This window comes from Clostridium sp. UBA7339 (assembly GCF_002470865.1).
Classification (GTDB): domain Bacteria; phylum Bacillota; class Clostridia; order Clostridiales; family Clostridiaceae; genus Clostridium_J; species Clostridium_J sulfidigenes.
Genome location: NZ_DKPI01000014.1, coordinates 158,453 through 171,081 on the forward strand (window position 1 = coordinate 158,453; position 12,629 = coordinate 171,081).

The 12,629-nt window shown below is 30.1% G+C and carries 11 protein-coding genes; 1 reads left to right on the top strand and 10 read right to left on the bottom strand.

Annotation, left to right across the window (positions count from 1 at the left end):
* Positions 1–93: 93 nt before the first annotated feature.
* The 6 genes from B2S02_RS14895 to B2S02_RS14920 all read right to left on the bottom strand — a co-directional run bounded on the left by B2S02_RS14895 (position 94) and on the right by B2S02_RS14920 (position 8,898).
* A complete protein-coding gene (locus B2S02_RS14895; RefSeq protein WP_346848896.1) occupies positions 94–642 on the bottom strand; it encodes a hemerythrin domain-containing protein in 549 nt (182 codons plus the stop codon).
* An 11-nt stretch (positions 643–653) separates the two neighbouring features.
* Entirely contained in the window at positions 654–1,292 is a 639-nt protein-coding gene (locus tag B2S02_RS14900) for a hypothetical protein (RefSeq protein ID WP_346848895.1), read from the bottom strand.
* Between the two features lie 299 nt (positions 1,293–1,591).
* Positions 1,592–4,483, bottom strand: coding sequence for an EAL domain-containing protein (locus B2S02_RS14905; RefSeq protein ID WP_346920975.1), 2,892 nt, complete (start codon positions 4,481–4,483; stop codon positions 1,592–1,594).
* Between the two features lie 239 nt (positions 4,484–4,722).
* Positions 4,723–4,914 (bottom strand): YwbE family protein, encoded by a 192-nt coding sequence (locus B2S02_RS14910; RefSeq protein ID WP_346848893.1) that lies wholly within the window; start codon positions 4,912–4,914, stop codon positions 4,723–4,725.
* A gap of 12 nt (positions 4,915–4,926) precedes the next feature.
* Entirely contained in the window at positions 4,927–7,122 is a 2,196-nt protein-coding gene (locus B2S02_RS14915; RefSeq protein ID WP_346848892.1) for a DNA topoisomerase III, read from the bottom strand.
* Between the two features lie 294 nt (positions 7,123–7,416).
* Positions 7,417–8,898, bottom strand: a complete 1,482-nt coding sequence (locus B2S02_RS14920; protein ID WP_346848891.1) for an aldehyde dehydrogenase family protein — start codon at positions 8,896–8,898, stop codon at positions 7,417–7,419.
* A 405-nt stretch (positions 8,899–9,303) separates the two neighbouring features.
* Between B2S02_RS14920 and B2S02_RS14925 the strand changes: the two genes are divergently transcribed.
* Positions 9,304–9,639, top strand: coding sequence for a winged helix-turn-helix transcriptional regulator (locus B2S02_RS14925; RefSeq protein ID WP_150842901.1), 336 nt, complete (start codon positions 9,304–9,306; stop codon positions 9,637–9,639).
* Positions 9,640–9,888: 249 nt separating this feature from the next.
* Here the strand turns inward: B2S02_RS14925 and B2S02_RS14930 are convergent, their stop codons facing one another.
* From B2S02_RS14930 to B2S02_RS14945, 4 genes are all read right to left on the bottom strand, one after another.
* Positions 9,889–10,431, bottom strand: a complete 543-nt coding sequence (locus B2S02_RS14930) for a GNAT family protein (protein WP_346848890.1) — start codon at positions 10,429–10,431, stop codon at positions 9,889–9,891.
* 32 nt (positions 10,432–10,463) lie between these two features.
* Positions 10,464–10,991 carry a GrpB family protein gene (locus tag B2S02_RS14935; protein WP_346877877.1) on the bottom strand — a complete coding sequence of 176 codons (528 nt, stop codon included), beginning with the start codon at positions 10,989–10,991 and terminating at the stop codon, positions 10,464–10,466.
* Between the two features lie 48 nt (positions 10,992–11,039).
* On the bottom strand, positions 11,040–11,801 hold the full coding sequence (locus B2S02_RS14940) for a Nif3-like dinuclear metal center hexameric protein (protein WP_346920976.1): 762 nt from the start codon (positions 11,799–11,801) through the stop codon (positions 11,040–11,042).
* Positions 11,802–11,980: 179 nt separating this feature from the next.
* Complete coding sequence (locus tag B2S02_RS14945; RefSeq protein ID WP_346848888.1) at positions 11,981–12,628, bottom strand: hypothetical protein; 648 nt, start codon at positions 12,626–12,628, stop codon at positions 11,981–11,983.
* Position 12,629: the final 1 nt, after the last annotated feature.

The following is a 12,629-nucleotide window of genomic DNA, read 5'->3' on the forward strand; positions in this document are numbered from 1 at the left end:
TAATATGCAAATAAAATTTAGATATTAATAAAAATAAATAAAATGAACTTTAAGCACAAACTCTCATGTACTCAAAGTTCATTATTCCGATTATTAAAGATATTTTTTCTCTAACTCCTCTAATATTGAAGTATATTTTTTCATAACTTCAGTATTTGCATCTTCAAATTCAACACACTCTGCATTTACCTTTTCAATGATTTCTTGCTTTAATTCTCTAGTAGCAAATTTATATATTACATTATCTTCTTTGTCTATATGCCTTTCTAAAAGATGAGTATAAGAAATGGCATTAGCAATAATATCTAATATAGCTTCTTTATTACCTGATTTTAAATTTTCAAGTGCTTCACTTAGTCCTGTAATATAAAGTCTTCCTAAATCATGTTCTACAAGCATACCATATTTCACAGTCTTCTCTGCAATAAGTCCAAGCTCCTCCACCATCTTATTAAAAAGAATTACTTCTTCTTTTTTATGGTGATGTGCATCTGCATAATTTCTAATGAAATCTATCATCTTATAGAAATCTTCATAATTTACATTCTTTTCTTCTAGAGATTTGTAAGTAGCTTTTCTAACTACAGTAAGCATACGTTTAATATACTTATGCTCTTCCATCATTAAATCTATAGCATTCATCTTTTCTCCTCCTACTTTCTTTTAATGATTTGAGTTCCATCTCCTAATTCCTCATATTCATAGTTACCATTAACTTCATTAACAAAGGCCTTAATCCATAGTCCTCTTAAGCTATAGAAATAAGAAACATCTCCAGATTCTCTATTCCATATGTCCTTATGAACACAAATTCTTCTACTCCACTGTACCATATATTCTGTAGACACTAGAACCTCATTCACTCTATCACATGGCATTCCATCTAATATATAGTCATTTATTCTATCATATATATCCATAGCATTACTTGCTGGGTCTAACTTTTCTTTAACTTCCTTAGCAGCTTTCATTCCTTGATGAATATAAATATTTTCTAATTTAGCCTTAACTTTTTCATTACTATTTAGTAATTTAGTTGTCCAAGCTGCCATTCTTCCCTCTGCTGAATGTATTTTCCCTTGTAGCCACCCATGGATATTACTTGTATCTATCATATCTTCTAAAGGAAGATTTGGCAGTTTTTCTCCATGATTTTCATTAATCTCCTTAGCTAATGAAGATACATCTAGTCCCTCTTCCTTAGCTAGATTAATTATTTCTTCCTCTAATCCTTCAAACCATAATATTTTGTTAAATAACCAATAATGTACTTTTCCAAGATATAAACTCATATTTTCTCCTCCTACATTTAAATAATTTTAAAACTCAAATCATGTTTATCTTCTATATTGAAATTACTTTATAACGCTAGTTTCAATATAATTGTAAATCATAATCCTTTAGTTAAATATATTTTAACCTGCTTAATTTATATTAACCTTTATAAGCAGATTATATTTTATTAATCTCTACATCTATGAGTTTATATTAATATCTTTATAATTTCGGTAACATTGGTTACCAAATCAAATTAAAAGCCAATATATCAAAACTCTTTATGATATATCAACTTATAAATTATATATTCATCCTATATATAATTTACATTTAATAGTTCTTCAAAATCTTCCCTAGGCATAGGTTTTGCAAATAAATATCCTTGGGCCATTTCACATCCTATCTCTTTTAAGAAATCAGCCTGTTCTCGCGTTTCTACCCCTTCACAAATTACTTCCATATTAATATTTTTCGCCATATCAACTATACTTTTAACAATATCTTTACTCCTCTGTGAATTAGTTGTTTCATCTAAAAATGCTTTATCTATCTTTAAGGTATTAGCTGGAAACTCCTTTAAAAGATTTAATGATGAGAATCCAGATCCAAAATCATCAACAGAGATTTTAAATCCTACCTTTTTTAAACCTATCATTTTTTCTATAAGCCTATCAGCATTTTTCATAAAAGCACTTTCCGTTAATTCAAACTCTACCAATTTAGGATCTATGTTATAGCTTTTAACTAACTCATTAATATCCTTGACTATATTGGGATTATTAACATGAAATCTAGAAACATTTAATGATATTGGAACTACACTTTCTCCATTATCTAATCTTTCTCTTAAACACTGCAATACACTTTTATAAACATACATATCTAAATTTACTATAAACCCATTTTTCTCAAACAAAGGTATAAATTTCACTGGAGGAATTAACCCTTTCTCAGGATCCTGCCACCTAACTAAGGCCTCAGCACCTACAATTTTCTCTGTATTTAAATCATATTTAGGTTGATAATAAACCTTATATTCTCTATTTATAAGAGCCTTATACATTTTATTTTCTATTTCTAATTCCTCAATAATTTTATTTTCAAAACACTTATCATAAAAGGCAATTTTATTTGTATGAGAACCTTTAACTGATTTACGTGCTATATTAGCTTTATTGATAATATCTTCAACCTCTATATCATTAGAATTAAATATATAGATCCCACTTACAACTATTAACCTATAATTTTTTGCAAAAACTTTTTCTAATTGTCTAAAAATATTTTCAAATTTTGTTAACCTATCAATTAATTCTTTTTTATTTGTGTATTCTACAAGTATTAAAAAATTATCTGCAGATACTCTTGCAAAAATTTCATTTTCCCCCATTGAGTTGTATAATTTATTGGATATTGCACAAATAATTTTATCTCCTTCTTCATATCCTAAATTATCATTTATAAACTTAAATTTATCTATGTCACTGTATATAAGCGCATAGGATTTTCCTTTATTAGTCTCAAGTATCTTTTTAGCTCTAACTTTAAACTTATTAGCATTCCATAGACCTGTAAGTGGATCTGTAAATGCCATTTTTTCATAATACTTTGTTCTTCGTTGTTTTACATAAAAAAATATCAAAAGAGATATTATTACTAATAAAGATATAAAAATAATAATTTCTAATCTATATTTAACTAGTACTACCTTTAAATTTATTGGAATAGATTCTTGTACTACATTTTTCATAATAATATCTACTCTAGTTTTTTCATCTATAACATTAATAGCCTTATTAAGTATAGGTATTACTAATGAATCTATATTAGGATTTACTCCAATTGATATATTATAACTTAAATTCCCAATATTCATTGATTTTAAATTATTATCTTTTATACTGCTAATAGCAATATTGGCTGTGTAGCTGTCTAATACTGTTATATCTACTTTTCCCGATTTAACTGCATTAATACAACTAATATAATCATTGTAATACTCAATGTTGTATTGTCCAAATTTATTTTTAAAAGCTTCTTTGTTGATTTTCATATCATTAGGTATAGCTATATCCACATTCTCTGTTTTTATATATTCTTCTCCTTTTCCAACTATAACTAAAGGTAAGGATATATATGGGTTAGTTAATATAATGTCTCTAGAATGTGTATTTTTTTCAATACTAGATTCACTAGCTATTAAATCTACTTTTCCATTTGCCATTAATTTTATAGCTTCTTCCGTATTTTTTACCTGTACATATTCAAATTCTATACCTATTTTTCTAGAGATTTCTTCTAACATATCTCTTACTATTCCAGAGAAGTCACCCTTACTATTCCTATATTCTATAGGACTTAAATAATCTTTATAAGCCACTTTTAACACCGGTTTTCTTTTTATAAAGTCAACCTCTCTTGGAGTAAGTAATGGTTGTTGATTTAAAATACTATTACCATAATATTTTTCTCGTAATTTCATATCAAAATTTAAATCATCTAGTTTTATCTTCCTTAATGCTTCATTAAGTTCATTAGTGATATCATTATTACCCTTTTGCGTTATATAATAAAAAGGGTGAATATCGCATTTGGCAACTAATCTACCACTATTCTGATTTGAAATGCTTCCTAAAACTATAGCATCCACATTACCTAATTCCATATCCGCTATCATTTCTTCTTCAAAATCATAATATACTTTTTCATAAGAGAAATTATTTTGTTTTGCATAACCTTCAAAGACTGTATTTTGAAAACTTTCCTTTAAAAATCCTATTTTCAAGCCATTGAATGCTTCAAAATCTTCATAAAATACACTGTTATTTTTACTTGAAACATACATAGTTGTAAGTTCTATTCCATTTGAATATTCTACATAGTCATATATCTCGCTTCTATCCTCGGTGTACTGAGCCCCACATAACAAATCTATCTCTCCTTTAGATAGCTTGTCTAATAGTTCTGGCCATGTATAATATACATATTCATAATTCCAATTAGTATATTTTGATATTTCCTCAAGATACTCTACTCCGTACCCTGAAAAAAGTCCATCTTTATCTTTTTCAATGAAAGAAGGATAATCATAATAACCTACTTTAATTATCTTGCTATCAGTATCTGAAAACGCTATCATCGTCATAGCTATGTTTGTAATTATCAAAAATATTAGTGTTACGCACAGTAATTTAAATTTTCTCATCATATCCTCTTTTCCTATTGCAAATAATAATATATTTACATACCACTATAATTATCGTACTTTAAAATTATATCTTAAAGCAACATTTATTATAATGATGAAATAAAATTTTATTTCACTTTCTCCTATAAAAAACAGGTTTTAGATTCGTAAATACAAATCTAAAACCTGTTTTAATTTCTTTTAAAAATATAATTATATTCAAAAATTAAAAATTTGATGACTATCCTAATGCATTTCTATCTAATTTTTTGAACTCTACCAACTACTCCCCCCTCAAGCATTACCTTAATACCTCTTGGATGTACTGAAGAATTAGTTAATAACCTTGTAACTATTCCCTCTGTCAATTTTCCAGTGCGTTGATCTTCCTTCTTTACTACTAAGACCTTTGAGCCTATTTTTATATCTGATCTTTTAGTTCCATTCATAGTTATTTCTCCTTACTTCTTGAATAGATCTCCAAGAGCTGCAAATGGATTATCATTAGCTGCTTCTTGTTCTGCTTCTTTTTTCATTTTCTTCATATAGTTATTAACATCCCTCTTATCAACTTTTCCACCTTTTTCGAATCTCTTATTAAATTGGGATGCCTTTTCTCTAAAGTTACAGTTTGCCCCTGGGCATACATAGATTTGACCTTCTCCGTGTCCTTTAATGGTAAGTTTTTTCTTACATTCTGGACAACGAGCATTGGTAGTTCTACTAACACCTTCTCTGTGACCACATTCTCTATCTTGGCACACATTCATAACTCCAGTTTTAGTCTTAACCTCTAACATGTATTTTCCGCACTTAGGGCATTTTGCACCTGTGACATTTTCATGAACAAACTTATTACCATTGACTTTAACATCTTCAACTAGAGCTCTTGAATATCTTCTCATCTCTACAATGAAGTCCATGGCATCTTCCTTGCCTTTACTAATATCCTCTAGCTGACTTTCCCACTTAGCTGTTAAAAGTGGTGACTTAAGATCACTTGGAACTAATTCTATAAGTTGTTTCCCCTTAGATGTTGGAACTATTTCCTTACCTCTTTTTTCTATAGAAAATGAGTTAAATAATTTTTCTATAATATCTGCTCTTGTAGCTACAGTGCCTAATCCACCAGTTGCATTTAAGGTCTTTGCTGCATCCTTTGAAACATTAATATATTTATGTGGATTTTCCATAGCAGAAAGTAATGTTCCCTCGTTAAATCTTGCCGGTGGCTTAGTTTTACCTTTATTTATATCTACAGAGTTTATCTTTAATTTATCTCCAATATTCAGCTTTGGAAGTACTTGATCCTTTAACCCATCTTCTTCGCTAGAATCCTCCATATCTTCTCTATCATATAGTGCTTTCCATCCTTTAGATTTTATAACTTTTCCTTTAGCTACAAACTTCTCTCCAGCTATTTCTGTCGCTATATTAGTTTGTAAATATTCAAAAGGTGGCATCATAACACTTAAAAATCTCTTAACTACTAAATCATAAATATTTCTTTCCTCTGAACTTAAGTTAGACATATTAGGACTTTGCTCTGTAGGAATTATGGCATGGTGATCTGATACCTTACTATTATCTACAAAGCTCTTGCTTGGAGTAATCTTACCCTTTAGTATATTTGTAGCTGCTGCTCTATATACTCCTATAGATATAGCTCTTAATCTCTCTGGAAGTGTAGCTACTATATCTGTAGTTATATATCTTGAATCCGTTCTTGGATAAGTTAATATCTTATGATTTTCATAAAGTCTTTGCATTATAGAAAGGGTCTGCTTTGCAGAATATCCCCAAATTTTGTTGGCATCTCTTTGGAGTTCTGTTAAGTCATAAAGAGCAGGTGATGGCTTTTTCTTTAGGCTTTCAGTTATATCTATAATACTTGCTTCTTGACCTCTAACCTTAACTAGGGTTTTATTAGCTACTTCCTCATTAAAAGTGCTTTGATAATTATTCTTATCAACCCATTGTAGTGAAAATTCTTTAGCCTTGGCAGTAATTGTATAGTAATCCTTAGGAATAAAGTTTTTAATATCTTCTTCCCTTTGAACTATCATGGCTAAGGTTGGAGATTGAACTCTTCCTGCTGAAAGCTGAGCATTGTATTTACAAGTAAGGGCACGAGTTACATTAAGTCCTACAAGCCAATCTGCCTCTGCTCTACACACCGCTGCCTTATATAAATTATTATAATCTTTACCTGGTTTTAAATTTTTAAATCCATCTAAAATTGCCTTATCTGTCTGAGAAGAAATCCATAATCTCTTTAGTGGTTTTTTTACTCCAGCCTTTTCTATTGTCCAACGTGCCACTAACTCTCCTTCTCTTCCTGCATCTGTTGCAATAACTATCTCATCTATATCATTTCTTAGCATTTGCTTTTTTACTTCATAAAACTGCTTTTGGGTCTTTTTTAAAACTGTAAGTTTCATATGCTTTGGAATCATGGGCAAAGTTTCCATGCTCCATTTTTTATATTTGGCATCATAGTCCTCAGGATCTTGTAGTCCCACTAAGTGACCTAGTGCCCAAGTTACCACATACTTACTTCCCTCTATGTATGCACCCTTACTCTGATTGCATTTTAAAACCTTAGCTAAGTCTCTACCTACTGAAGGTTTCTCTGCTAGTACTAATATTTTTCCCATCTTTTACTTCCTCTCTTATCTACAGTATCTATATAAAGTATTATTAACTTATTAAGCTAAATCTTATCTTTTGTATTATATCATACTTTACCTTAGTTTAAAGAGAGTTCTTTGCTTCAGGGTGAGTTATTACTCCCACTGAAGCTTAGAAATCCTTATCCAGGGACGTAGCAGCTCTTTACTCCCATTTTTAAGAAGATAGGAGTATTAGAGCTGGTAGTCATCGGATAAAGAGAAATGGTAAAAGAAGGCTATGAATCAAAGTCCATAGCCTTCTTAATATATTTATTAAACCTATTTTACATACATTCCACTTGGTTTTTCAGATAAATTAACCATAATATTCTTCATTTGAGTATAAGCATCTAGGACAGATTTATGAGTTTCTCTACCTATTCCTGAGTTCTTATATCCTCCAAATGGTGCTCCAGCTGGGAAACTATTATAAGTATTTACCCAAACACGTCCTGTTCTAATACCTCTAGCAACTTGTATAGCTTTATTAATGTCTCGAGTAAATACTCCTCCACCTAAACCGTATTCGCTATCATTTGCCATGGCAATTACTTCATCTATTGTCTTGAATTTAATAACAACTCCTACAGGTCCAAAGATTTCTTCTCTAGCAACTCTCATGTCATTAGTAACATCAACAAGTAGAGTTGGTTTCATGAAGTAACCTTTAGCAGCATCGCCTTCAGTGTATCTTTCTCCACCTGTAGCTACTTTAGCTCCCTCTTTCTTACCGATTTCTACATAGCTAAGAATTTTATTAAGTTGAGCCTCACTTACTTGTGCTCCCATTTGAGTATTATTATCTAATGGGTTACCCACCTTAACCTTTTCAAAAGCTTTAACTGCTTTTTCTATAAATTCATCATAAAAATCTTCTTGTACAAAAATTCTAGATCCCGCTGAGCAAACTTGTCCTTGATTAAACAGAATTCCTAGTTGAAGTCCTTCTAAAGCTATATCTAAATCTGCATCTTTAAAGAATATATTAGCAGATTTACCTCCAAGTTCTAGAGTTGCAGGAATGATATTTTCAGCTGCTGAAAGTCCAATTTTCCTACCTACTTCTGTTGATCCAGTGAAGGCTAATTTATTAAGGCCTTTATGATGTTGTAGGTATTCTCCACTTTTAGATCCTCTGCCTGTAACTATATTAATTACACCCTTTGGAACTATATTCTCTATTAATCTCATAAGCTCAAGTACACTTAATGAAGTTGTGCTTGATGGTTTAAATACTGAAACATCCCCTGCTGCTAATACTGGAGCAAGCTTCCATGCAGCCATTAAGAATGGGAAGTTCCAAGGTACTATTTGTCCTACAATCCCAATTGGTTCTCTTAATATTATGTTTAAAGTATTTTCATCAAGCATTGTTGAACTACCCTCATCTGAACGAATAACTCCAGCAAAATATCTAAAGTGATCTGCTGCAAGAGGTATATCAGCTCCTGTAGTTTCTCTAATTGGTTTTCCGTTATCCATAGTTTCAATAGTAGCTAAATACTCTGCATTGTCATCAATGGTATCTGCAATTTTGTTTAACACATCTGCTCTTTCAGCAACTGTTGTTTTTCCCCAAGTTATGAAAGCTCTTTCAGCTGCTTTAACTGCATCATCTACATCTTTTTCTGTAGCATCTGCTATTTCAGCTAAGAATTCTCCAGTAGCAGGATTGTAAGTTTTCAATACGCCTCCATCAGAAGCCTCTCTCCATTGACCATCAATATATAGTTGATATTTTTCTTGTAATTTTATATTCATATTAAATCCTCCTTGTTCATTCTTATAATGATTTAGATTTTTTCTATCTCTTAATTTAATTTTATTATAATCACAAAATATCTTTCTAGGAAGTAGGCACTTTATTCTCATTAACTATACTTTTTGTGACATAGTATCATAAATGATACTATTATATTAATAAATAATATTAGAAAATCTTATAATAATGTAAATAGTGGATTTAAAATTTAACATATATAAAATTCATGGTATAATGCAGAGTATGTTATAGACTTTTTTATATGTAGTTACTTTTTTATACTATAATATTATAAATATACTATTAGGACGGTGAATATAATGGATAAGAATTTGCTATGCATATTTCCTAGACATGAAGAATGTCATATGAGGAATCAATGAACTAAGTACTCTACGTGCCCCATGGTGGTGGTACAAAATCTTCTATCTGGTAAATGGAAATTATTAATTTTATGGTATTTAAGTTATGGTACCTTGAGATTTAGTGATATTAAAAAGAGGTTACCTAAGGTAACTCAAAAAATGCTAACTTCACAATTGAGAAGTTTAGAAGAAGATAAGCTTATATCTAGAAAAGTATACCCTGTAGTCCCACCTAAAGTTGAATATAGTTTAACTGAAGTTGGTAAAGAAATCATACCTATTCTAGAAATGATGCATTCCTTTGGAAGTGAATATTTAGATGCTGGTTTATTAAATACTGAAGAAAAGGATGAAGATAACACTGATTTAAATTAGTTAGATCTTTCTATTTAAATCTATGTAATAATTGAAGAAATACATATAAACAGATTTCTTAGTATCAGTATTTTTGATACTTAGAAATCGTTATCCAGGGACGTAGCAGCTCTTTACTCCAACTTTAAAGAGATGGGAGTATTAGAGCTGGTAGTCATCGGATAAAAAGTGCCCAATGCTAATTAGCATTGGGCACTTTTTATAACATTTGTGTAATCTCAATATATTGGTAGCAGAGTGGTACAACATTTAATTATTTTCTTTTGTCCATTTAGATTTTAAAATTGACATTTCATATAGGCTCCAATAACCGTCCTTAGCCTTTCTTACATCCTTTAATAATTTTTCTATTACAAAACCAACCTTTTCATAGCATCTAACTGCACCCTTATTAAAATCAAAAACTCCAAGAGTTATTTTCTCAAATTCCCTATCTTCAAATCCACTTCTTAAGATTTCCTTTAATGCCAAAGCACCTATACCTCTACCTCTTTCCTTTTCTTTTCCAATTAAAAATCTACATACCCTAGCAATCTTATTTTCTCTATCTATTTCACGCAGCTCCACTGTTCCTATAATTTCTTCTGTACTAATGGAAATTATCTTATATATATAGGTATCTACCACTTCCTTATTTTTCTCATCTAAGAAATACTTTTCTACTTGAGAAAGGGTTAATGGATACTCATATAAAGGTCCAGCCCATTGCAATAGATCATTAGCAGATTTATTCCTATTCCATTCCACAATTTTATATAAATCTTCTTTTTTAATTAGTTCTAATCTTATCATTTCATATCCTCTATTTCTTATAATTAGTAACTCTAAGACTTATTAGAGTATAGTGTCTTATTTAAGATTTTCTGAATAAATTTTGTCTTTCTCTCGCAGTAAGTATCAGCATCGTATCTATATTCTTTAGCTAGCTTTGTTTTCAGTGCTGCATAATCCTCTCGTGCATCTCTATTTGTTCTAAGATGATTTCTTAATGCAATATGCTCTAAATATCCTTTACCATCTTTAGGACATACATATAAGTGATATGGCATAAATCTATTTTTCACATAACTAAAAGCCTCTCTATCTTCAATGCCTAAATTCCCTTCATGATGATATCCAGATTCTTCTAACCTCTTCTTTATTTCAGGGAAATTATCATAACTATCCATAACCACATCTATATCGATGATAGGTTTTGCAGAGAGCCCTTCCACTGAAGTACTTCCAACATGTTCAATTGATAAAACCAAATCTCCAATATAAGAATTTAGCATGTCCCTAATTCTTTCAAATTCTAACTTCCATTTTTCATTATAAGGCTCAATGACAATAACTTTTGTTCTAATTGACATAGATTTATACCTCCTTTACACATCTAATGTAGTACACCCTCCCCCTACTTATTTTATATTTGTTTCATAATGCTCTTCATTAAGTCTCACTATTTCAATTTCTTTTATATTCTCATTCAATTTCAATGCTAAACTTTGAATTCCAAAGAACTCGGTGAAAGTATGACTACCGATAATAAGATTTATCCCTTTAAACTGAGCATATTGAATGGTATACAAATTACATTCACCTGTAATGTATACATCACACTTATTTTCGACTGCTTCCTTAAGGCAATCTGTTGGCCCTCCATTACCACAGACTAAACCTACCCGCTTCACTTTTTCGTCATTAAACTTCCAAGATTTAACTGGTTCTTCAAGTAGATTTTCAATTTTTTTTACTAATTCATTAAACTCAATTTCTTCATCATATTCTGCCACTCTACCAAAATATAATCCTTCCCATTGGTGGGTTCTTTTAACACTTTCTAAATTCAATTTTTTTAACAGACTATCATTTGTTCCAAAGTTACAGTCATCAAGTGGCAAGTGATTATAGTAATGACTTATACCATACTCTTCTAGTTTTTCTCTGCATGCCTCTTTTAATCCATATATTTCATCCCATGCATCGTGGTGTGTCACCATCATATCAACCCCATGAATTCTTGCTTCCTCTATAGTTTCAAGGGTTAGGTTAACACAGTATCCTAATTTTTTAACTTTTTTACCTGCATGATATGTAATCCCAGATTCATTAGAAAAGATTTCCTTACTTGTTACATTAAAAAGTTCATTAATTCTTTCAACAATATGTGAAACGTCCATATACTTCCCTCCAATTTCTTCCTTGCATTCAGTTATATTTTCAACTGTAGTACAGAAACTTGTACAAGTTAAACAATGACTAATAATTGCAAAAACAATTATCCTAGTCTTAAAAATTTCATTTCCTATAAAATTAAATGTTAAACCACTGTCTATAAAAGGTACTAAAAATGTCCATATTAAAAAGTCTTAACTTTTTTTCTATCTATATCAACAATTCGAGTTCTAGTATCAGCTTTAGATATAAATATTTCTTCTCCATTACTATCTATGCAATAGGAAATAGGAATAGATATATCACAATTTCTATATGAACCATCTGCATGACTTGTTCCAATTACAATGGTTTTATAGATTCTAGCAATATTTTTCGCCTCTGTTATCCACTGTTGAAATTGTTCATCACTAAACATTCCTACACCAATTGGATGAGCAATAAAGTTTATAGTTTCATTAACTCTTTGTAAATCTCTAACACCTTTCAAAATTTCCATACATAGTAAATAACCAATATTCATTTTATTATAATTAACCACTAAAGGATTATATAATTTCTCATTATCATATGGTGGTGTTTTAGCTCTCTCTAATATTTTCTCTCCAAGATTATTGATTATTACTGCTCTATCTTTGTTATTCATTCTATAAGACGTAATAATCATCACTCTATATTCTTTTGCAATGTTACAAACATCCTTTAATAATTCTTCATTAGCCAAATACCCTTCAGGATATAGTACAATATCAACTTCCCTATTATTTATTATTTCATTACTAATCTGCTTAAGCCCATTTTCATGTAGTGGTTGTCCTATTAATATCTTCATC